Raw genomic sequence first — 18,588 nt, 5'->3', positions numbered from 1 at the left:
CTCATTGTTGGTCGGGGCTTAGCGCGTTGAAATGTGACTGGAGACCTTGACGGGTCGCTTCCAACGCTGAATGTTGCATCATCCATTGCCTACGAGAAGCGTGCGCTTTTCCGTATCGATCGGAAAACTGAGGGGCACGACGCGGGTGCTGCAGTTCTACCCGACACCTCGGCCGTGTATCGGTCAGGCATGGGGCCGCACAACGAGAAACGTCCACGCTGCCGTGATCCGGCAGCGTGGACGTTTCCTTGAAACGGTTTCGAGGCTACGACGCTGGTTAGACCACGGTCCATTCCCACATCTTGTCGTAGCGCACGCCTGCGGGGCTGGACGGCATAAGCACAAGGATCAGGAGGACCAGCGACCCGACAAACGGCACAAAGGCGAGTAGGTACAGCCACCCACTGAAGTAGCCGTCATGGAGACGGCGCACTGTCAACGCCAAATTGGGGATGAACGTGGCAAGGCCATAGACGATCAACAGCAACACCCCGGGAACAACGCCCGGGGGCATCTCGGTGGAATTCGGCTCCAGGTTGAACGCGCCACCGATGCCCATGACGGCCACCGCGACGAGCGCGACCAAGGTGTTAAACAAGGCGACCCACCAGTATTCGCTACGGCTGGCACGGCCGCTGAAGATCGCATATTTCTTGAAGTACCGTTTGACGGCTTCACCAAAACTGGCTCCATAAAGTGGCAGAAAAAGTCGGATTAGTGGATTTGAGGCATCGGAGTTCGCGGTCGGGTGAGCAGGGTAAGACACGGTACGTGTTCCTTCAGTGAGATGGTCTTTTCAGATTGTTCGAACCGCAACCCGGACAACGACACGAAGTTGCGACATACGACGCTACAAAATGTTGCGGAACTTGGCGTTGGGGCCGACGGGCGAAGTAGGTCCTATGTTGGCCAGCAGGGTGCGTCGGCAGTAGCAGGGTTGCAGCGCCAAGTGCTTCGAATGCCGCAATCCTTGCTTCGCGTCTAGGCAGTCATGCTGATGCCGGATGCCACCATCTTGTCGGCGAACTCCTTGATTGCCTCCGGGGCGATTGCTACGGCGAAGTAGATGATGAATCCAACCACCACCGCAATTAATACAAAGAGGGCAATCTTGACAAGTTCTCGGAACGTGAAATCGAAGTCCACATCAACTTCTTTCTGGCTGCCAACTGTGGCACCTTATGGAATCTGTAATTTGGCTCGGAAGAGATCCCGGAATTGATTTAACGAACGGCTGCAACCGATAGCCACTTCAACTTGAAATCCGGGAATAACGAATGCTTACGCATGAGCGGCGGCCCTGTAAGACCCCGCAAACCTCGACTCCGCTGAGTCTGGCCACAGGGCAGGTATCTGGTGTGATCCATCCTGAGCCTCCGTATGGAAACGAGTTGACTGTTTCACGAGACTGTCCACACGAATAGTGAAAAGTCGAGGGCCTTTCGCCGCAGCTGCCCGCCAAAAATATCACCCGATTTCGCTGGGGCGTTCAATCGAGAGAGGTACAACTGGGGTATGACATCTCATCAAATTACTAGTCAGTCTCCCTAGCAATGGCCCATGGCGCGTGGCCGTGTCAAAGGTCACGCCGGGGGCGCATTGGTGGATTTTTCCGGTATGCCGAATCTGGTGCCAACGATGAAGGGGAGAATGCCCACCATGAAACTTGCCGCCCCAAACCTGCTGCATGTCGTCAACGCTTCAATCACCAGGTGGGCAGAGGCGGCGGTTCGCAAGCCCTGAACGAACCTCACGTGCACCCGGACCCATGCGCTCGAGACCGGGGCCGAAAGTGGACGAGGACGTGGCCATACGCATGTGGGCTGCCACCGGTAATCCGGCGACAGCCCACATGGGTAATCCGTCAACAATCTGTCTGGTTAGCCCACCGAGACGGGCTCTTCAGCCAACTGCGCCTCGGCGCCGCTGAAGTACTTCTTCTGGTAGGAGCGCCAGGTAATGGCCCAGCGTGCCGGATCGTCCAGGTCATCGTGGTCGATAGCGTGCACGGTCTGGTTGTGCGGGGCGGTGCGCACCAGCTCGGGGTTTTCCCGGGCCTCGGTGGCGACCTGAGCCAGCGCGGCCACGTATTCGTCGATTTCCGACTTGGAGTACGACTCGGTCGGCTCCAGCGTGAACGGCTGCGGGACCAGGTACGGGTGGTGGCTGGTCCAGTAGTGCATGCCGTAGTCGCTCATGCGGATGCCGATTTCCTCGGAGCTGATGCCGGTGTCCTCGAACAATCCCTGCCACGAGTAGCGGACCTGCTCGATGCGGTGCTTGCCCTCGGCGTACGGTGCGCTGGCTCCCGGGATCTGGCGGACCAGGGCCAGCAGGTAGTTGTTGTTCAGCACGGCGATTTCCGCGACCTGGCGCAGGCCGGAGGCGCCCAGTGCCACGATCCAGGCGTAGGCGCGGACCACGTTCGGGGCGACACCGAAGAACGGTGCGACCTTGCCGATGGACTTTTCGCCGCCGTAGTTCACGGTGAAGCCGGCATCGGTCTTTTCGATGCGCGGGTTGGGCAGGAACGGGGCAAGTCGCTCCGAGACGGCGCTGGCACCGGCGCCCGGTCCGCCGCTGGCGTGCGGGGTGGAGAAGGTCTTGTGCAGGTTGAAGTGGCACAGATCGAACCCTGCATCCGAGGCGCGGGTGATGCCCAGGATGCCGTTGGCGTTGGCCTGGTCGTAGGCTGCAAGGCCGCCGACCTCGTGGACGATTTCCACGAATTCGCGGATCTTGTCGTTGTAGATCCCTGTGTCCTCCGGGTTGGTGATCATCAGTGCGGCGGTGCGCGGTGAAACCGCTGCGCGCAGGGCCTCGATGTCCGGGTAGCCGTTGGCGTCCGGCATCAGGGTGATGACCTTGTAGCCGGCGGCCTTGGCGCAGGCTGCGTTGGACGGGTGGGAGAAGATCGTGGTGATGACCTCGTCGCGCACCTGGCCCTCGCCGTTGGACTCGTGGAAGGCGCGGATCATGGAGATGTTGGCCCAGATCGCGGCGGAGCCGCCCTGGGTCTGCAGGCTCACCGAGTGCATGCCGGAGATCTCCGCGATTGCCTGCTCGGTGCGCCAGAAGATTTCCAGCACGCCCTGCAGGGAGGCCTCATCCTGCATTGGGTGCAGTTCGGAGAGCTTCGGGGTGCGGATGATCGTCTCGTTGACCTTGGGACTGTACTTCATGGTGCAGGTTCCCTGGCCGATGTCGACGTTGAAGTCGGCACCCAGGTTCTCCTGGCTGATGCGTAGGTAGTGGCGCACCACGCGCATCTGGGCCAGCTCGGGAAGTGCGGGGGCGCTGGAACGGCGCAGCGAAGACAGCTGCTTCTCGATGCCGTCCAAGGCCTCGACGGCGGCCGGTTCGGCCTGCGACACCAGGATGCCGCGCTCGCCCGGGGTGCTGAGTTCGAAGATGATCGGCTCATCCCAACGGGCCTGGTGGAACCGGCGGTGGGCTGGCTTGGGGCTGACTGGAAGGGCCATTGTTACTTCTCCTTCAGGAAATCGGTGAGGGCTGATACCAAGGTGTCGATGTGTGCCGTGGTGATGCGTTCGGTGACGCAGACCAGCAGGCCGTGTTCGCCGATGGCCACGCCCGGCTCGATGTCGCGTGCACGCAGGGCCGTGACAACCTCTGCGGCGGTCTTGCCGGAGGCCGAAAGGTCGAGAGCGAATTCGCGGAAGTGTGCGGCCGAGTCGCCCAGTTCAACGCCGTCGATGGCGGCGAGCTGCTGCTGGGCGTAGGCGGTGCGTGCCAGGACGGTGTTGCCCAGATCGGCCATGCCGGTCGGGCCCATCGAGGCCAGGTAGACGCCTGCGGCAATGCCCCAGAGCGCTGCTGCGGTGCCCACCCATTCCTTGCCTTCTTCGCGCAGGGCGAAGGAGGTGCGGTCCCAGGCGACGTCACCGAATCCGTACTCGCCCTCGACGGAGGTGCTGGCCAGACCGAAGAGGCGCGATGGCATCTCCATCACGAACTTGGGGTCGTCGTGCACGGCGATGAAGCCGCCGCGTCCGCCGCCGAACCACTGGTGGATGCCCAGGGACTGGATGTCGCCGCAGACGATGTCCGCTCCCCAGTCGGCCGGGGGAGTGAGGCTGCCGTAGGCGATCGGGTCGGTGCCCACGACCAGCAGCGCACCGAACTCGTGCGCCAGGTCGGCGATGGCCTGGCCGGAGGTTTCCAGCGCGCCGTGGAAGCTTGGGGTCTGGATCCAGACGGCCGAGGTGGCGTCATCGACCTGTGCCGCAAGTGCGGCGGTGTCGACCAGGCCGTTGACGGTCGGTACGAAGACCAGCTCGGTGTGGCTTCGCACGTAGTCGGTGACCTTGGAGAGCAGGTCCGGGTTCACGTCGGAGACGACGATGATCTTCGAGCGTCCGGTGATGCGTCCGGCCATGGCCAGGGCCGTGGCCGTGGCCTGCATGCCGTCGTAGGTCGGCACGTTGACCACGTCCATGTTGAGCATTTCGCCCATCATGGAGGTGTATTCAAACAACGCCTGGAAGCGGCCGTGGTCCTCGTAGGGCTCGCCAGCGTAGGCGGTGAGGAACTCGCTGCGGTTGATGACCTCTTCCACGACGGATGGAACATAGTGGTTGTAAACCCCGGCGCCCAGGAAGCTGATGACCTCACGGGTGCTGCGGTTCTTGTTCAGCAGGCCCGTGACGTGCTCTTCCAGCTCGGCCTCGGCAAGGAACGGCTCCGGCAGGTTCAACAGGCCCTTGACGCGCAGGCTTTGGGGAATGTCTTCGTAGAATTCCTCGATGCTGGATGCTCCGGTGACCGCGAGCATTTCCTCGATGACCGAAGGCACCGTATTGGGAATGTAAGGGTGAACTGTGGAATTTTGCATGGAAGGTCGCCTCCTGCTTTTGTCATGACCCGGGTGCGTTCACTGAAGTTCGCAGCTCGGGATAACTTGGTGAAATTCTGTATACAGTGCACATTATGCGGATTCGAAGTGAGAGTCAATTGTGACCCACGCCGCTTTTTGTTCGGCAGTGCCCTGTGGCCTTTTTGTTTGGTTCTGGTGGGAAAAGTATGAAATCTATCCCAAATGTTCTGAATACTGTGTACAGTGTCGTCAACAAACGAGGTCTTCCTGATGACAAGGAGCTCCACAATGATCAAACTCGCAAAGCTGGCCGTGCCGGCCCTTGCACTCGCACTGTTGACCGGCTGCGCCGGCGGCGGAGTCCCCGCGCAGAGTGGCGCGACACTCAAGCCGAATGCAGAAGTGTCAGGCGAAATCACCGTCTGGAGCTGGGATGTCGCCGCGACCGCGCTGAAGCGGTTGGCCACCTCCTACTCGGCCGAACACCCGGGCACCACCATCAAGGTCGTGGACATTGGGTACGACAATGCATACGACAAGATGTCGGTTTCCCTGCAGGCCAACAGCGGGTTGCCGGATGTCATCACCGTCGAAACCGACCGGATGCCGGCCTACGTCACCCAGTTCCCCAAGGGGTTCACCGACCTGGCGCCGCTCATCGACAACGCAACCAAGGACTTCGACCCGTCGAAAATCGCGGCATCATCGGATAAGGGCGGACGCTTGTTGTCCCTTCCGTGGGATTCGGGAACCGTCGGATTGTTCGTGCGCACCGACTACTTCGCCGAGGTTGGCATAGACCCGGCCTCGATCAAGAGCTGGGACGAACTCGTGGTGGCCGGCGAAACCATCAAGAAGAAGACCGGCCACACGCTGATCTCCACCGACCTGTCGGGCGGCGGAATCTTCTCCATGCTGCTCCAGCAGCAGGGCAAGGGCACCTTCAACGCCGCGGGCGACATCGACCTGAACTCGCCGGAGGCGGTGCAGGCGCTGACCCTGATGAAGACCATGAACGAAAAGGGCCTGCTGCACAACGTCAAGGGTTGGGACGGGCAGGTCACCGCGGCCAAGGACGGCAAGTCCGCTGTCAACCCCGAAGCCGTCTGGTGGATCGGCACGCTGACCGGCGAAGCCCCCGAGCTTTCCGGCAAGTACGGCGTGCAGCCGCTGCCGGCGTTCGGCACCGGGGGCGGAACCACCTCCAACAACGGCGGTTCGACCCTGGCCGTTCCCACCCAGGCAAAGAACCCCGAGCTGGCCGGCTCGTTCGTCAAGTACGTGCTGGCCAACAAGGGCAACCAGGTTTCGATGATGAAGGACGAGGGCCTGTTCCCGTCCTACCTGCCGGCCTTCGCAGACCCGCTCTTCGCCGAGCCGCAGGACTACTTCGGCGGCGAGAAGGTCTACCAGCTCTTCGCCGAGCAGACGGCCAAGATCCCTGCGGGCACCACCAACAGCGACAGCGCCAAGGCCGGGGACATCGTGGCAAACGCGGTGGTTTCCGCCGTGCTGAACGGCGCCGACCCGGCGGCCGAGCTGAAGTCCGCCGCCGAGCAGATCGCCACCGCCACCGGCCGTAAGATCGCGCAGTAACACGATGACTACAACGCTGACGCGGCCCTCCGAGCCGAAGGAGGGCCGCGCGACGGCTCGCGCGGCGGCAGCCCGGGCAACGCGGCGGGCAGCACGCCGCCATCGTCCCGGGTATTTCTTCATCCTGCCGGCGCTCGCCCTGTTCGCCCTGTTCTTCATCTACCCGCTGGTTTCGTCGTTCATCCAAAGCTTCCAGTCGATTTCCGGCGGGGAAACCAGCTGGGTGGGGCTGGCCCAGTACCAGCGCCTGTTCGAGGATCCGCTGGTGGCGCAGAGCCTGTTCAACGTCTTCTTGATCCTGGTGATCCAGGTGCCGCTGATGGTGTGCATCGCGATCGGACTGGCCTACATCCTGAACCAGAGCTGGGTTCGCTTCCGGACCGGCTTCAGGGCCATCTACTTCCTGCCCGCGGTGACCACGCTGGTGGCCTACTCGCTGGTCTTCCGGGTCATGCTGGCCACCGACGGGGGAGCGGCCAACCAGATGCTGGGAATGATCGGGATGGACCCGATCGACTGGCTCAACTCCGAGGGCTGGGCGCGGGTGGCGCTGATCGCCTCCATCACCTGGCGCTGGACCGGGTACAACATGATCATCATCCTGGCCGGCCTGCAGGCGATCCCTGCGGAGCAGTACGAGGCGGCCCGGATCGACGGGGCGGGCCGCTGGGCCATCTTCTCCAGGATCGTCGTTCCGCAGCTACGCCCGGTGATCCTGTTCAGCAGCATCACCTCGACCATCGGGGCGCTGCAGCTCTTCGACGAGAACTTCATCCTGACCGGCGGAGGCCCCAACAACGCCACGCTGACCCCGGTGCTGTACCTCTACAAGGTCGGCTTCCAGCAATTCGACTTCGGCTACGCCTCGGCCATCGCCTGGCTGGTCGTGGCCATCATTGCCGTCATCTCTGTCATCCAATTCCGAATCATGAGGGACAAGCCATGATGCAGACCCTTCGCCGCTCCCCGCTCTATCTCCTGCTGGTGCTCGGCGCCGTGGCCAGCCTGGTCCCGTTCCTGTGGATGGTCATCGCCTCGACGCACACCACGGCGGCGATCTTTGCCACGCCGATGCCTTTCCTGCCCGGGGGAGAGCTGTGGAACAACCTGGCCCGGCTGCAGGAGGAGACAGGCTTTGCCCGGGTCATGCTCAACAGCGTGCTGGTGGCCACCATCTACACCGCATTCTCCTGCATTGTCAGTGCCATGTGCGGGTACGGGCTGGCCAAGTACCGGTTCCGCGGGCGAGGCATCATGCTCGGCGGGGTGCTGCTGACCATGATGATTCCCGGCCAGGTGCTGCTGGTGCCGTTGTTCCAGATGATGGCCAGCGTCGGCTGGATCAACAGCTTCCAGGCGCTCATCCTGCCGTTCCTGGCCAACGCCTTCGGCATCTTCCTGATGCGCCAGGCCTTCCTTGATTTCCCGGACAGCCTCATCGAGTCCGCGCGGATCGACGGTGCCAGCGAGATCAAGACGTTCTACCGGATCGTGCTTCCGGTGGCACGGCCGCAGCTGGCCGCCTTGGTGATCTACACCTTCATCAGCCAGTGGAACTCCTTCATCTGGCCGTTGCTGATGCTCAACAGCGAGGAGAAGTACACGCTGCCGGTGGCACTGAACACCATGGTGGGGCTGTCCCGGGTCGACTACTCGGGGCTGATGCTTGGCTCGCTGCTGGCAACCCTGCCGCTGCTCATTGTCTTCCTGCTCTTCCAGAAGCAATTCATCTCCGGGCTCATGGGCGGCGCGGTCAAGGGGTAGGAGCATCGAGGCCGCCGGGCTTCGGGTTCGACGGGCTGTCGGATTTTTTCAAGACCGGCCCCGCCCGTCCGGGTTTCACTGGACTCGTTGACAGCCCACCGCAACTGGTAAAGGAATTCGAACATGTCCACGCAACCCACACAGTCCCCGGCGACAGGGAACCACACCACGGCCGGAGTCCCGCACGGATACACCACGCTGACGCCGTTCATCGTCGTTGAACCGGCGCATGCGGCCATCGAGTTCTACCAAGAGGTCTTCGGGGCGACGCCGCTCTCGGTGATGCCGGGCGCCCCGCGCGAGGACGGAAGCCCCACGGTTTCGCATGCCGAGCTCGACTTCGGAAACGGCATGCTGCAGCTCTCGGATCCGCAACCGGGGTACGGCCTGGTGGCTGCGGACGCGCAGCACACCAACAACTCGATTGCCCTCTACCGCCAGGACGTGGATGCCGTTTTTGCCTTGGCCATCAAGCACGGGGCCACGGCCGTGGAACAGCCCGCCGACTTTGTTTCGGGGGACCGCTTTGCCACATTCGTTGATCCGTTCGGGCGGCGCTGGAGCGTGATGACCCGCATCGAGGACCTCTCGCGGGAGGAATCCGAACGCAGGGTCACGCAGTGGCTTGCGTCGTTCAACGCAGACGCCGGGAAATAGGGGCGGCCGGCGGGACACCGTGGACCAAGGCTCCGGCTAGCGGCCGGAGCCTTGGCCATTAACCTGCTTCAGGTATTCCCCGGGGCTCATGCCCGTCACCGCGGCGAAGTCACGGGTGAAATGCGCCTGGTCCGCATAGCCCAGGGCGTAGGCCACATGCGACAGGTCCGGGCCCATCCCGCGGCCGATCAGCGCCGCCGCCTCCTGCAGGCGGTGGCGCTGCAGCAGCCACTTCGGGGTCAGTCCCAGGCGCGAACGCACCAGGCGTTGCAGGCGGCGTTCACCGATCCGCCATCTCTCGGTGAGCTGTTGCACGCGCTGCAGCCCGGGGGTGGTTTCAATGTCCCGGCATATCCGGTTGAGCAGCAGCCCGTCCTCATCTGCGCCGTCGGGAATCCGTGCAAGCAGCCACTCCTCAAAGAGCCCGATCGCCGCGGCTTGCCGCTGTCCGGGCGTGCCTCCGGCGTGCAGGGCCGCATCGATCGTCGCTGCGCGGTCCAGTCCGATGTCGCCTTCCGGCATCGAGGAATCGACGATCTCGGGCATCGGCCGGGTGCTGAGCAGCGCGCCCGCGGCCGGGCGCAACAAAACGCCCAGGGCACTGCCGCTTCCGGCAAGCCGCTTGGTCGAGAGCCGGGTCACGGGACCGTAGAGCGTACCGGCGCCGTCCTCGATGACCAGGTTGCAGGCGGGATGGGTGAGTATGCGTTGTTCATGTTCCGCACCCGCGGGAATCTCCCAGCGGGCAACCCAATAGTTGCCCACGAGTTCACGCAGCCGTGGGCTTGGATCGATGCGTTCAACACGGGCCCATCCCGGGCCGGTGGGCAGCAGCGGGCCGCGCGGGGTATCCATGGCCCCATTATTCCCCGCCCGGGACCCCCGCCGGAATCGTGGACAGCTACCGAGCGGCGTGGGTCGATTGTTTGCGGCCGAGACTAGAATTGCGTCAACTCGCAACGAATCGGGGGTGTCCCTCATGGGCAACACAAAATCATCAGGTCTCCACGTCACCGGGCGATTGGTGCTGACGGGGACGCTCGCCCTCGCACTGGTCGTGGGCATGGCTCCGATGTCGCAGGCACAGGTCGACGGGGGCCTTGCAAACAGTGCGATCTTGGACGCCACACCCGCATCGGTGCTGCCGACCGCCGTCGCCGCGGCGACGCCCACCCCCAAGCAGGCGCTGGCCAAGCTGACGCTGGACCAACGCGTGGGGCAGGTCCTGATGATGGGCGTTCCTGCCACCGGCGCCAGCAAGTCGGATCTTGCGACCCTGACCAAATACAAGGTCGGCAACGTGTTCCTCAAGGGCCGCAGCTCTTCGGGGGTCAAGTCGACCAAGGCGATCGTGGCTAAAATCAACGCGACCGTGGGCAGCTCGAGCACCGGCGGACAGAAGCGCTTCGTCGCCACCGACCAGGAGGGCGGAAACGTCCAGGTGCTCAAGGGGGCCGGCTTCTCCGCCATGCCCACCGCGTTGCGCCAGGGCACGTGGTCGACCACTGCCCTTCGTTCGAACGCGACGACCTGGGCCAAGCAACTGAAAGCGGCGGGCATCAACGTCAACCTGGCCCCGGTCGCAGACACCGTCCCCGGCGCGGCATTCGCCCCCTACAACTCTCCGATCGGCTACTGGCACCGCGAATTCGGCTACACCTCGGGACACGTGGCCAACGATGTTGCGGCATTCGCGCAAGGGATGCGCGCCGGGGGTGTCGCCCCGGTGGCCAAGCACTTTCCGGGGCTGGGCAGGGTCACCAGGAACACCGACACTTCCTCGAACGTCAAGGACACGACCACCACCCGGACCAGCGCCTACATCAAGCCTTTTGCCAAGGCCATTGCCGGCGGCACGCGGTGGGTCATGGTCTCCAACGCCTACTACACCAAGATCGACGCGGGGCACGTCGGGCCGTTTTCATCGACCATCATGAAGAGCATGCTGCGCAAGGACCTGGGATTCACGGGCATCGTCATCTCGGATGACATGTGCACGGCCAAGCAGCTCTCGCCCTGGAGCTACGCGACGAGGGCGAAGAACTTCTTCAATGCGGGCGGGACCATGATGCTGTGCGTCAACGCCGCCGCCGTCCCCTCGATCCACAAGGCGCTGGTGGCGGAGGCGAAGGCCAGTCCCGCGTTCCGGGCCAAGATCGACGCCGCGGCGCTGGAGGTGTCGGAGACCCGGGCCGGGAAGTAGCCAGGGGCCCGTTTGCCCTTCCGGGGTCCTCCCGGATTCCGCGGGAACGGTGGCAGAATCGAAGGCATGGAGATCCAACCGGAAATTCGGCGTCCTCCGGAGCCCGCGGAGACCCGGCTGCGCATAGAAAGCTGGGCACTGTGGATGGGGCTGGCCTGGACCGTGGCGGGGACACTGGTCGGCTTCATTGGCTTTGCCCGGTACCGCCCGAACTTGGCGGGTCCGGGTTCGGTGGCCATTTACGCGGCCATCGTGGCCGGCTTCGCGGCGACGTCCGCAAGCCTGACGGGTTACCTCAGGATCCTTGTCCTCACGCAACCGTGGTTGAAGGGCTTCCCGCTGTACAGGCAGATCACCAATGCCGTTGCGCTGGTGATCATCCATGCGGCGATCTCCGTCATGGCCGCGCTGGTGACCTTCCGGATCTTCCAGAATTCCTTCCTGGGCCTCACGGTCGACCGCTATGCGGGAAGCATCATGGTGGGGGTCTGCTCGGGCATCGCCGCATACATCGCGCTGACCTCCGCCGCGCGGTTGACGGCCCAAAGCCTTTCCACGCTGCTGGCGGTGTTCCTGGCCACCGGCGTTTTCATCAGCATGCTGGCGGCCGACAACCCCCTGTGGTGGACCGGCATGTTTTCAACCCTCGGGACCTGGCAGTCGGGGCTCACCTCTTTCTGGAGCTTCAACGTAACCCTGGTGGTGTCCGGGCTGGTGCTGAGCACGCTGACCGCGTTCATCGTGCGGGACCTGAGCCTCATGGCGAAGCTGCACGACGACTATGCCAGGGTCATGGGCCGCCCGCCGGCACGATTCATGCGCCCGCGCCCGGCGGTGGTGCGGGTCTGCCTGCTGGGTCTGGGGATCTGCACCATGGGCATCGGGCTGGTCCCCATCGACGTGGCCGAACCGGTGCACACCATGCTGGCGCGGCTGGCCGTCGGTTTCATCGTGGTGCTGCTCCTGGGTGCCGCATTGTGGCTGCCGGGATTCCCGTTGGCATTCCACGTGCTCACGCTGGCTTGCCTGCTGGGCATCGTCGGGGCCGGACTGCTGTGGCGCCCGCTTCGCTACTACGACCTGACGGCCTTTGAGCTGGCCCTCGTGGGCACCACCATCGGCTGGCTGGCGGTCCTCGTGAGGACCACCTCAGCCGCGCTCGCCGTCGACGCAAAAACCGTGGCAAAGGCCCTTGCCGCCAAAGGTTAGCCGGCCGGCGCTGGCATGCCGCCAACCGATCCCGCCGACGGGTTCCGCCAACAGGTCCCGCCGGCGGTCACCTAGTTGAAGTCGGCGCGCATGTCATTTGCCCGTGTTCTTGCGCTGGCGCTCGGTGAAGATGCCCTCGGCGAGGACCTCGTCCCAGTCGGCCCCTCGCAGGCTGGCGCCGCGGACCGACGTGGTCAACTGGCTGTAGGTATCCATGGCCTCCACCGCGGTTTCCCGTGTATAGGTCAGCGAACGCTCGGGGGCGATGCCCAGGCTGGCGCCGACCTCGACGGCGTTCTGGTCGCAGCCCATGTAGGAGATGATCCACTTGTCGACCTCCTCCTGGGTTTGGACCATGTCGCGGATGGCCTGGCGAGTGTATTTGGTGGACGCGTTCTCCAACCCGTCGGTGGCGATGTTCAGGTGCACGATGCCCGGGCGCATCTCTGGGGGCATTTTGGCGATCTGCAGGCGGACATCCGTGATGGTCTTGCCGATCCCGTCAAACAATGCAGTGGTTCCGCGTGGTTCGAGCTCGAAGCGGGGAACCTCGGCCAAGGGCACGTTTCGGTACGTGGCTTCGAACCGGTCGTCGAATTGGTAGAGGGATGCCATCGCCGTGCCCGCTTCGGCCAGTTGCTGGGCGACGTAGGCGTTCAGGCCGCCCTCGATGTCTGCCTTGATGTCGTGCATGGAGCCGGAACGGTCAAGCAGGAAGATGAGCAGTGCGGTGTCTTTGTTGGTCATGGCGACTACCTTTCGGGATGTGGCGCGTTGGTTAGCTGGAGCGCCTGGGCTTGAAGGTCATGGGTTCCTTGGGCGCGGGGCGCCCGGTTTCCGAGTCGTAGCGGGCTCGCTCGATGGAGGAGCTTGACACCTTGCCGCCGGCGTCCGTGTAGCTGGACAGCTGCGAGGTGCGGGCCAGCCGCGGGGGGACCGCATTGGGCGAAAGCCCGGCGCGGACGGCCACCGAACGGATCGATGCGCCCTCGAGGGTGGCCTCGGCCATCGCCTCGTTCAGGGCCGTATCGATGAGTTCGCGGACCTCTCCCAGTCGTTCGACTGCAGCCAGAGGATCGGACGGAATGTCCGAAAGCATCTGGCGGGCTTCGTCGATCGGTGCGCGCTTCTCGTTGCTCATAAACTCATCATGCGCAGTTTCTGAACATGCGTCAATAGTGCGAATCAAATATTTCTGCGCGCTCGAAAGATCGTCAGGGCACTATGAGGTACCGCGCCACGCAGTTGGGCCCATCGGTCGAGTTTGGTTACAACCAGGGTGCCCCAGACCCATTTAGCGTTGAAAACCACATGTCGGCCGAATCAGGGAAGCCAAAAAACTGAACGAGAAATGATCTTCTATGGTCACCTTTCGGTCCGTCGGGCACGGTCTGACCATGCCCTCGACGCAGCCGACAAAACCTCATCACCACCTGTTGGGCAGCTATCGCTGAGTGTTCCCGTCGTGGGTGCCGTTGTACCGCGTGGCGGACGCATCCTGCATGAGGACACCGAACATCTCGGTCATGTAGACAGCGACACTCGCATGTTGGGCAATCAGGTCGGCACCCCCGCCGAGTGCCACGCGCACCGGATCCAGTGCTGGCGTAGCAGGGTCGGCGGCGGCGGCACGCAACAGTGCCAGGCGCTGCGGTCCGGAGGTGTAGCCGAGTTCGAACAGCACCCAGTGGAACAGGTGCATCAGGGCGCTGTCACGGTCGTAGCCTTCATGCGTGACCATGGAGGCTTTTTCCTCCGGGGTGAGGTCGAACTCGCGGTAAAGTGCCAGGCCGAAGTCCGTGAAGAGCAGCCTGCCCTCACGTACGAGGATGTTTCCCGGATGCACATCGAAGTGCTGGAACCCTTGTCTCTTCATCCATGCTGTGGCTTCGATGATCTGCTCGACCACATCGGCGAAGACAACCGGCCCGGTGCCGGCGGATAAGCTCCTGCGCACCCAAGCACCCAGCGTCTCGGGCACGTACTCAAGAAAAAGCACCACGCTCTTGGATGCGTCCTGCATCGCGGTGAGTTTCCTCTTGACCTGAGGCCAATGCGTCCCCCACTGGCGTTGGGGAACATCGCCCTCAAATTCACTCAGGTCCGTATTGCACTTCAGATCAACGACCCGCCACCCGAGCAAAAGCGGGAAGAAATCCGCCGCTCCTGCCTGCACCCACTCGGAGGTCGCCCGATGTGCTGCCAATTCTCGCCCGGCTCCGTGGGTAGGGCTTCCTATCCCGTAGTGGCAGACAAAGGGGAGCCGGACTCGACTAGACGTGGCGGTTGGATCCGCCTCTTCAATGCTGGTCAGTGGGAGCTGTTTCACGAAGACAGTCGTTTCACCGATACGGGCTGTCTTGGTTGTTCCCCCGATGCCTACGCCAACCGGCTCGGCAGCATCGATGAGGGTCCGCACGCCGGCATCATCGAGCCCGGCGAGCACATCGGAGATACCTCGGGCTTTGTCTGTGCGTGCCGTCATTATTACACCCTAAGGTCTGGCCCTTGCCGTGCTTTGAACATCAGTGCTCCTGCCAATAACTATTAGAGAAAAATGACAAAGCCATGGAAACCAATCTTCGTGAACCAGAAATGATCGTTTGTGGTCGAGTTAGTTGTTGGTAAAGGCGGTCATTGTGCGCGCAGCACGAAGAAAATAAAGCTCAGGAACGATGTCCGGTCCTTGAATTGTGGCGGGATGATTTCCGCGGGCGCATCGGTCGAGTACGGTGGTTCGCTGACTGCCTCGATCTGGAATCCCGCCTGGGCAAACGCATCCGTCATGGCGTGCAATGGCCGGTGCCAATACGTCAGGGTGCCCGGTTGGCCATTGAAGGTGTGTTCGTCCGAGTACTTCGCGGGCTTGAAGTAGTCCGTGCCGGGGTTTGTCCAGGGGTAGATGATCGGATGGTTCACGGACATGATGATTCTGCCTCCCGGCCGCAGGACGCGCCGGATCTCCGTCAGTGGTTCCACCCAGTCTTCCAGGTAGTGGAAGACCAATGAGGCAACGACATCGTCGAACGTGTCATCGGGGAACGGGAGGGGCCGGCCGAGGTCGGCCACGAGCAGTTCGGCCTCCTCGCCCAGTCTTTTCCGGGCCAGGTTGATCATCTCTTGGCTGGAGTCGAATCCCGTCACGGTGGCGCCGCGACCGACAAGCGCTTCCGCCAGCGGTCCGGAGCCGCAACCGGCGTCAAGAATCCGGCGATTTCGGACGTCTCCGGCGAGTTTCAGCATCGCCGGTCGTTCGTAGAATGCGTTAATCAGGCTGGTTTCGTTTTCGGTCGAGTAGGCCTCGGCAAAGGTGTCGTAATTGGTGTCCTGCGACATAAATCGTTTCCTCCGTATTCCAGAATGGTGGCATGTATTTTCATGAGGCTAGCAGCCATATCTCCTTGTCACGGGCGAGAAACGATACTTTCACCCGAAAGTCGCCCTCCGGGATGGCGCCGCGTGAAAAGCCTGAAACCTTTTTCCAGCAGAAGGTTCCGCTCACGGCCCCTCCGGTCGCGAATGGTGACGGGCGGGGTACCCGGCAGCGCCCTTGCTCGCTAGGCTTTGTCCATGGACGGGAGCGAGACGTGAACCAACGGACCTACCCACAGGGCGTACCGTGTTGGATCGACACCGAACAGCCCGACGTCGAGGCGGCCGCTGAGTTCTACGGTGGACTCTTCGGCTGGACGTTCGAGAACGCCATGCCGCCGGAAGCGCCGGGCCGCTACCTGATAGCCAAGCTCGACGGCCAGGACGTCGGCGGGATGGCCGGCACCCTGAAAGGTGCCGCGGCCTGGAACACCTACATTGCCGTTGACGACGCCGATGCCTCCGCACAGCGACTGGTCTCTGCCGGCGCCACGATGCAATCGGCTCCCGCAGATGCGGGAGAGGGCGGCCGCGGCTCGGTGCTGGCCGATCCGGCGGGCGCCGAGTTCCGCATCTGGCAGGCGAGGCGGCGTCTGGGCTCACAGGTGGCCAACGTGCCCGGGGCCTGGAACTTCAGCGACCTCCACACCTCCGACCCCAGCGAGGCGATGGCGTTCTATGACGACGCGTTCGGCTGGCAGGTCGATGACCTCGGCTTCGGGCTGCTCATCCGCAGGCCCGGCTATGGCGACCATCTTGAGGCGACAACCGATCCCGGCATCAGGGCGCGGCAAGCCGGGGTGGCCACCCCATCCGGCTTCGAGGATGCGATCGCCTGGATTGCGGACGCAGACCCCAACGAACCGCCGCACTGGCATGTCTCGTTCACCGTGGCAGACCGGGACCAGACGGCGGCTGACGCCGAGCGGCTCGGCGCCCGCGTCCTAAGCCAGAGCGACACCTATTGGACGCGCACGGCACTGATCCGCGATCCCCAGGGAGCGGAGTTCACCGCCAGCCAGTTCACGCCCCCATCCGGCTGAGCTGATCCCGCACCGCACACCGGCAACGGCCTGTTTTCTCCTCACCCCAGTCAACGCAGGTCGGGGGAGACTTGGCCAAAGCCGCGATGGGCGGTGCCACTGGGGCCACACGCGGATACCTTCCCCTGTGTTGCTCCTGACCGTCGTCCCACTCACCGTTCCTCTTGGGGCACGCACAAAACAGCCACCTGACCGCTTGGCGTTAATTTCCGTACCGATCATCCTCACACCATAGGACCCAGTCGTGGATGCCGGGGTTGCCAGCTACAGGCGAATCAGCGATGCCGTTGCACCGCTCGGCTCACTCGGGAACTTGCTCAAAATGGGCCACGAACATGTCCGGCCGCACCAGGACGACCGACCCCTCGGGCAACAAATGCTTGGGCGCCGCCGGGAAGATGTGGCAGTCAACGCCGAGCTCCGTGGCAAGCGCGTTCGCCCGCGCCGAGGCGCTGGACCCGTAACCGTGGATCTGCCAGCTGGCGTCGTTGAGCACCTCGAAGTTGTCCGGGTAATCGCCGGTCCGGAAGGGAACCCACGGCAGGCGCCGACCCATGACTTTCCCGCGCCGCCTGGTCTTGGCAAAACCGCGTGCCAGGGCCGCACGGTCCCGGGCATGTTCGGTGATCCAATAGTGGATGCGGATCTGGGACAGGTAGCCAAAGAAGCGGCGTCCGGTCGGAATGCGGCCGATCACCCTGATGGCCACCGGCCAGATCAACGGGAGCATCCGGATCCGCAGGGTGCGGGCGAACCACGAGCTGGAGGTCACGGCACTGAAGACCCGGTCGGTGGTCTTGACCAAGCGAAGGGCCACGGGCCGACGTTCGGCCTCATAGCGTTGCAGGTAGTGCTCGGGCATCCCGCCGGAGAGCACGTCGTTGATTTTGCACACCAGGTTGTGGACATCCTGAAGGCCGGTGTTCATGCCCTGCGCGCCGACGGGGGAGTGGATATGCGCGGCATCGCCGGCCAGGAAGACCCGACCGCGTGCAAAGGTTTCGGCGACGCGGTGGTGCACCCGGTACTTGGAGAACCACTGGGCGTCGGTGTAGAGGACGCCGAACTCCCGACGCAGCTCGGTGCGGGCCTGCTTTTCATCCACCTCGATGACATCGGTCGCCGCCGTTTCCGGTTCGCTCACGATGCCCAACAGCCGGCGGCGCTCCCCGCCCTGCGCATCGGTGCCCATGGGGAAGCCGAGCATGAAGTTTTCCTCGGCGAAGCGCAGATTGATGCCCGATCCCATGCCCGTCACGCCGTTGGCATCAAGCACATAGAACACCTGGTCCGCCGTTGCGCCCTCAAAGCGGATGCCCATCGCCTCGCGAACCTCGGAGGAAGCGCCGTCGGCGGCAATTACGTAGCGCGCGGATATCGCCAGCGGTCCCTCGGGGCCTGTGCACCGAACCTCGACGCGCTCGCCGGTCTCCTGCAGCGAGTCGAACCCGTGGTTCCACAGCACCTCGTGCCCGGCGTCCTTGAGCGAGTCGGCCAGGATTTCCTCGTTGGCGCTCTGCTCCAGCATGGTCAGGCCCGCATATCGTGTTTGGGAGTACCCCAACCGGTTGAGCTTGATGCTCTTGAAGCTGCGGGCCCCGATGCCGGGACGCAGTTCCCCGGTGGGGACGGCCCGGCGCAGGACTTCGTCGACGAGCCCGAGCTGGCGATAGATTTCCATGCTTCTCGCCTGGAGCGCCAAGGCACGAGACTCCCGGGTTGGCCCCGACTTCGCGTCGATGATCTGTGCGTCGATCCCGAACTTGTGCAGCCACGCCGCGGCCATAAGCCCCGTGGGACCTGCGCCGATGACCAACACGTCCGTCTGCAGTTGCTTGGCATCCATGTTTCTCACGCTACCCCCCTTGGCTGTGCAAATCACCAGTTTGGCAGCGGCTCTCCGCGTG

Annotated in this window: 17 protein-coding genes; 7 read left to right on the top strand and 10 right to left on the bottom strand. The window is 63.5% G+C overall.

All coding sequences use genetic code 11. The features are described from left to right. Positions 1–277: 277 nt before the first annotated feature. The 4 genes from JOF47_RS16325 to gcvPA all read right to left on the bottom strand — a co-directional run bounded on the left by JOF47_RS16325 (position 278) and on the right by gcvPA (position 4,855). Positions 278–598: a DUF805 domain-containing protein gene (locus JOF47_RS16325; RefSeq protein WP_245356401.1), complete on the bottom strand. Its 321-nt coding sequence runs from the start codon at positions 596–598 to the stop codon at positions 278–280. A 383-nt stretch (positions 599–981) separates the two neighbouring features. Continuing rightward, positions 982–1,146 (bottom strand): hypothetical protein, encoded by a 165-nt coding sequence (locus tag JOF47_RS16320; RefSeq protein WP_210000313.1) that lies wholly within the window; start codon positions 1,144–1,146, stop codon positions 982–984. Positions 1,147–1,880: 734 nt separating this feature from the next. Continuing rightward, the gene (gene gcvPB / locus JOF47_RS16315) at positions 1,881–3,482 is read right to left on the bottom strand and encodes an aminomethyl-transferring glycine dehydrogenase subunit GcvPB (RefSeq protein ID WP_210000312.1); all 1,602 of its coding nucleotides are present in this window, start codon (positions 3,480–3,482) and stop codon (positions 1,881–1,883) included. A gap of 2 nt (positions 3,483–3,484) precedes the next feature. Continuing rightward, entirely contained in the window at positions 3,485–4,855 is a 1,371-nt protein-coding gene (gene gcvPA, locus JOF47_RS16310) for an aminomethyl-transferring glycine dehydrogenase subunit GcvPA (protein ID WP_210000311.1), read from the bottom strand. Positions 4,856–5,125: 270 nt separating this feature from the next. Between gcvPA and JOF47_RS16305 the strand changes: the two genes are divergently transcribed. The 4 genes from JOF47_RS16305 (at position 5,126) to JOF47_RS16290 (ending at position 8,854) form a co-directional block, all read left to right on the top strand. Then, on the top strand, positions 5,126–6,433 hold the full coding sequence (locus tag JOF47_RS16305; protein WP_210000310.1) for an ABC transporter substrate-binding protein: 1,308 nt from the start codon (positions 5,126–5,128) through the stop codon (positions 6,431–6,433). A 4-nt stretch (positions 6,434–6,437) separates the two neighbouring features. Next, positions 6,438–7,379, top strand: a complete 942-nt coding sequence (locus tag JOF47_RS16300) for a carbohydrate ABC transporter permease (RefSeq protein ID WP_210000309.1) — start codon at positions 6,438–6,440, stop codon at positions 7,377–7,379. Next, on the top strand, positions 7,376–8,197 hold the full coding sequence (locus JOF47_RS16295; RefSeq protein ID WP_210000306.1) for a carbohydrate ABC transporter permease: 822 nt from the start codon (positions 7,376–7,378) through the stop codon (positions 8,195–8,197). The genes JOF47_RS16300 and JOF47_RS16295 overlap by 4 nt, the downstream gene beginning before the upstream one ends. Before the next feature lie 123 nt (positions 8,198–8,320). Then, positions 8,321–8,854, top strand: a complete 534-nt coding sequence (locus JOF47_RS16290) for a VOC family protein (protein ID WP_210000304.1) — start codon at positions 8,321–8,323, stop codon at positions 8,852–8,854. Positions 8,855–8,890: 36 nt separating this feature from the next. On the opposite strand, the gene JOF47_RS16285 is transcribed toward JOF47_RS16290, so the two are convergent. Then, on the bottom strand, positions 8,891–9,709 hold the full coding sequence (locus JOF47_RS16285; protein ID WP_210000302.1) for an AraC family transcriptional regulator: 819 nt from the start codon (positions 9,707–9,709) through the stop codon (positions 8,891–8,893). Positions 9,710–9,833: 124 nt separating this feature from the next. On the opposite strand from JOF47_RS16285, the gene JOF47_RS16280 reads away from it, so the two are divergent. Next, entirely contained in the window at positions 9,834–11,057 is a 1,224-nt protein-coding gene (locus JOF47_RS16280; protein ID WP_210000300.1) for a glycoside hydrolase family 3 protein, read from the top strand. 66 nt (positions 11,058–11,123) lie between these two features. Next, positions 11,124–12,266, top strand: a complete 1,143-nt coding sequence (locus JOF47_RS16275; protein WP_210000298.1) for a hypothetical protein — start codon at positions 11,124–11,126, stop codon at positions 12,264–12,266. Between the two features lie 93 nt (positions 12,267–12,359). Here the strand turns inward: JOF47_RS16275 and JOF47_RS16270 are convergent, their stop codons facing one another. The 4 genes from JOF47_RS16270 to JOF47_RS16255 all read right to left on the bottom strand — a co-directional run bounded on the left by JOF47_RS16270 (position 12,360) and on the right by JOF47_RS16255 (position 15,602). Further along, the gene (locus tag JOF47_RS16270; protein WP_210000295.1) at positions 12,360–13,013 is read right to left on the bottom strand and encodes a VWA domain-containing protein; all 654 of its coding nucleotides are present in this window, start codon (positions 13,011–13,013) and stop codon (positions 12,360–12,362) included. Positions 13,014–13,044: 31 nt separating this feature from the next. Continuing rightward, positions 13,045–13,407 carry a hypothetical protein gene (locus JOF47_RS16265; protein WP_210000292.1) on the bottom strand — a complete coding sequence of 121 codons (363 nt, stop codon included), beginning with the start codon at positions 13,405–13,407 and terminating at the stop codon, positions 13,045–13,047. A 303-nt stretch (positions 13,408–13,710) separates the two neighbouring features. Beyond that, complete coding sequence (locus JOF47_RS16260) at positions 13,711–14,751, bottom strand: protein kinase domain-containing protein (protein ID WP_210000291.1); 1,041 nt, start codon at positions 14,749–14,751, stop codon at positions 13,711–13,713. A 149-nt stretch (positions 14,752–14,900) separates the two neighbouring features. After that, positions 14,901–15,602: a class I SAM-dependent methyltransferase gene (locus tag JOF47_RS16255; protein WP_210000290.1), complete on the bottom strand. Its 702-nt coding sequence runs from the start codon at positions 15,600–15,602 to the stop codon at positions 14,901–14,903. A gap of 251 nt (positions 15,603–15,853) precedes the next feature. Here JOF47_RS16255 and JOF47_RS16250 point away from each other — a divergent pair, with 251 nt between their 5' ends. Continuing rightward, the gene (locus JOF47_RS16250) at positions 15,854–16,681 is read left to right on the top strand and encodes a VOC family protein (protein WP_210000289.1); all 828 of its coding nucleotides are present in this window, start codon (positions 15,854–15,856) and stop codon (positions 16,679–16,681) included. Between the two features lie 301 nt (positions 16,682–16,982). Here the strand turns inward: JOF47_RS16250 and JOF47_RS16245 are convergent, their stop codons facing one another. Next, positions 16,983–18,527 (bottom strand): FAD-dependent oxidoreductase, encoded by a 1,545-nt coding sequence (locus JOF47_RS16245; RefSeq protein WP_245356400.1) that lies wholly within the window; start codon positions 18,525–18,527, stop codon positions 16,983–16,985. Positions 18,528–18,588: the final 61 nt, after the last annotated feature.

Origin of the sequence: Paeniglutamicibacter kerguelensis (assembly GCF_017876535.1) — a bacterium.
GTDB lineage: Bacteria > Actinomycetota > Actinomycetes > Actinomycetales > Micrococcaceae > Paeniglutamicibacter > Paeniglutamicibacter kerguelensis.
Note: the sequence above shows the minus strand (reverse complement) of the source record. Positions and strands in the feature narration are given on the sequence as shown.

What these genes read in the sequence shown, in the direction of transcription:
- gcvPB (WP_210000312.1), bottom strand. Translation starts at nt 3,482, where the DNA reads ATGGCCCTTCCAGTCAGCCCCAAGCCAGCCCACCGCCGGTTCCACCAG.
- gcvPA (WP_210000311.1), bottom strand. Translation starts at nt 4,855, where the DNA reads ATGCAAAATTCCACAGTTCACCCTTACATTCCCAATACGGTGCCTTCG.
- JOF47_RS16305 (WP_210000310.1), top strand. Translation starts at nt 5,126, where the DNA reads ATGATCAAACTCGCAAAGCTGGCCGTGCCGGCCCTTGCACTCGCACTG.
- JOF47_RS16300 (WP_210000309.1), top strand. Translation starts at nt 6,438, where the DNA reads ATGACTACAACGCTGACGCGGCCCTCCGAGCCGAAGGAGGGCCGCGCG.
- JOF47_RS16295 (WP_210000306.1), top strand. Translation starts at nt 7,376, where the DNA reads ATGATGCAGACCCTTCGCCGCTCCCCGCTCTATCTCCTGCTGGTGCTC.
- JOF47_RS16290 (WP_210000304.1), top strand. Translation starts at nt 8,321, where the DNA reads ATGTCCACGCAACCCACACAGTCCCCGGCGACAGGGAACCACACCACG.
- JOF47_RS16285 (WP_210000302.1), bottom strand. Translation starts at nt 9,709, where the DNA reads ATGGATACCCCGCGCGGCCCGCTGCTGCCCACCGGCCCGGGATGGGCC.
- JOF47_RS16280 (WP_210000300.1), top strand. Translation starts at nt 9,834, where the DNA reads ATGGGCAACACAAAATCATCAGGTCTCCACGTCACCGGGCGATTGGTG.
- JOF47_RS16275 (WP_210000298.1), top strand. Translation starts at nt 11,124, where the DNA reads ATGGAGATCCAACCGGAAATTCGGCGTCCTCCGGAGCCCGCGGAGACC.
- JOF47_RS16270 (WP_210000295.1), bottom strand. Translation starts at nt 13,013, where the DNA reads ATGACCAACAAAGACACCGCACTGCTCATCTTCCTGCTTGACCGTTCC.
- JOF47_RS16265 (WP_210000292.1), bottom strand. Translation starts at nt 13,407, where the DNA reads ATGAGCAACGAGAAGCGCGCACCGATCGACGAAGCCCGCCAGATGCTT.
- JOF47_RS16260 (WP_210000291.1), bottom strand. Translation starts at nt 14,751, where the DNA reads ATGACGGCACGCACAGACAAAGCCCGAGGTATCTCCGATGTGCTCGCC.
- JOF47_RS16255 (WP_210000290.1), bottom strand. Translation starts at nt 15,602, where the DNA reads ATGTCGCAGGACACCAATTACGACACCTTTGCCGAGGCCTACTCGACC.
- JOF47_RS16245 (WP_245356400.1), bottom strand. Translation starts at nt 18,527, where the DNA reads ATGGATGCCAAGCAACTGCAGACGGACGTGTTGGTCATCGGCGCAGGT.